This is a genomic window from Burkholderia sp. E168m23 (genome assembly GCF_016586125.1).
Classification (GTDB): Bacteria; Pseudomonadota; Gammaproteobacteria; order Burkholderiales; family Burkholderiaceae; genus Burkholderia; species Burkholderia orbicola.
Genome location: NZ_BCPP01001144.1, coordinates 1 through 1,970, shown reverse-complemented (window position 1 = coordinate 1,970; position 1,970 = coordinate 1). Strand labels below are relative to the sequence as shown.

Annotated in this window: 2 protein-coding genes and 1 pseudogene; 2 read left to right on the top strand and 1 reads right to left on the bottom strand. The window is 61.1% G+C overall.

Annotation, left to right across the window (positions count from 1 at the left end; all coding sequences use genetic code 11):
* Positions 1–330: 330 nt before the first annotated feature.
* Entirely contained in the window at positions 331–951 is a 621-nt protein-coding gene (locus tag JMF90_RS35035; RefSeq protein ID WP_054927990.1) for a DUF2939 domain-containing protein, read from the top strand.
* A gap of 99 nt (positions 952–1,050) precedes the next feature.
* Positions 1,051–1,653 carry a hypothetical protein gene (locus tag JMF90_RS35030; RefSeq protein WP_054927991.1) on the top strand — a complete coding sequence of 201 codons (603 nt, stop codon included), beginning with the start codon at positions 1,051–1,053 and terminating at the stop codon, positions 1,651–1,653.
* A 30-nt stretch (positions 1,654–1,683) separates the two neighbouring features.
* Here JMF90_RS35030 and JMF90_RS35025 read toward each other — a convergent pair.
* Positions 1,684–1,970, bottom strand: a pseudogene (locus JMF90_RS35025) (cation acetate symporter); the annotation flags it as partial.

The following is a 1,970-nucleotide window of genomic DNA, read 5'->3' as shown; positions in this document are numbered from 1 at the left end:
TAATCGCCTATCGGGGGTTCGAATCCCCCTCTCTCCGCCAGGATTGACGAGAAAGCCCCGCAGAATCAATGTTCTGCGGGGCTTTTTGTTTCTCGGCCCATCAGCAACCCATCACCAGGCCGAACGTCGCCCGGGTCGCTGCGCTTCCCACTGCTCATGCCTGGCAAGAACTGGCGATGAACTCGCATCACGCCGAGGTCTCTCGTTACTGCCACGTCGCGCGCAATGAGCCCCGGCTTGCCGAAGCGGTCTTGGTCGACGCCTCAAACATTCCCGCGCCCGACCGTTAAACTGCTTTCCCGATAAACAATATCGAAACGCGTAGAGACCATGAAAAAGAAAACACGAATCGCGATCGCCGGAATCGCAATCGCCGCAGGCATCGCTTCCAGTTATGCGAGCCCGTACATCACCATGTATCAGATGCGATCGGCCATGGCAGACAAGGATGCCGACTCGTTTTCGTCGCACGTCGACTTTCCGTCGCTGCGCGAAAGCCTGCGTGGTCAATTCCTGACCATGGTGCAATCGAAACTGGCGAATTCGCCCGACATGAAAGGCAATTCATTCGCCGGTCTGGGAATGATGGTGGCGATGGGTTTCGCGAATCAGCTCATCGACACGATGGTGACGCCGGCGGGCGTCATGACCATGATGGCTCAGGGAACGGCCAAACCCGCGCACCCTGCCGATGTCCCGGCGGCCCCCGCATCCTCCGCCGCCCCGACGGAAGCGACTCACGCAGGTTCCGATGTCGGCGCGACGCCGGATCAAGCCAACTCGACGCCGAAAGTCGACTATTCGGTACGCTACAAGAACTGGTCGACCGTCACCGCAACTGCGCGAAAAGGAACGGACGACCAGGTGACGCTGGTATTCAAGCGTGATGGTCTCTGGTCGTGGAAACTGAGCGGCATCGACCTGCCGATCGACCGGATCGCTCCGAACTGATCGCCGAGCGTGCGAAGCGCGATGGATGCCGAGCGCCGCACGCTAAAGATCGGCATTGATCCGACGATATAGGAGGTTTCGGCTCCGCGAGTCACGTCCATGCGATTCAGCCTGCGGTTCATCATGACGGCCGGCGCGTCGGCCATGCTGGCGGCCTGCGCGACAGCACCGTCGCACCCGACGATCAGTACCACCGTTGCCGTCACATCGACTCCGTCACCGCAGAAAACACTACGCGATGGCGGGGCCGCAACCGACCTGTCAGTCGTCGGTCAGCCCGCGCCGACGTTCCACACGCTCCTGTCCGTTCGCGAATGTGTTGCCGGAAAATGCACGGCAGGCATCGCAAAGCCGACGATCGCGGTAACCGTCCAGCGCGTTTCCGAAGGGCACGCGACCATACGCTTCATGGTGACCATGGATATCGCCGGCAGTCAGACGCTGAAATCGCAAACCAGCCAGGCGACGTCGGAAGTGACCCTGTCGGTCCCGTCGGGCGCGACGCCGATCACCGATCAGTTTGCCGTTGACCGGGTCGCGACGATCAAGGTGGGCGAGTTTCGACACGTGGCGTTGCCGCACGGCATTCGTGCCTATGTGTGCGTCGCGATCCCCAATGCAAACGACGTGACGGACGGAAGCTGCGATGTCGGTCGCATGCAAACGACCAAAGGTGCCGAACTCGGGACTTCCGCGCTCTAATCCGCGTCATACGATACGACATTCGCCCCCTCACGGATGCCGAATGTAATCCACCAACGCCCGCGTATACTCATCCGGCCGCTTATCACACAGACTCACCACGATCGCCACCGCGAACCCCGCCGGCACGCCGAACACGCCTGAGCTGATCGACTCGATCCCGAACCACGTACGTCCGGCGAACCCGGTCAACTGCGTGAAGAACGGATAAGTCGACACGATGTAGTACACACACACCGCCAACCCCGTCACCATCCCGGCAATCGCGCCACGCGTCGTCGTGCGCTTCCAGAACACCCCCAGCACCAGCACCGGAA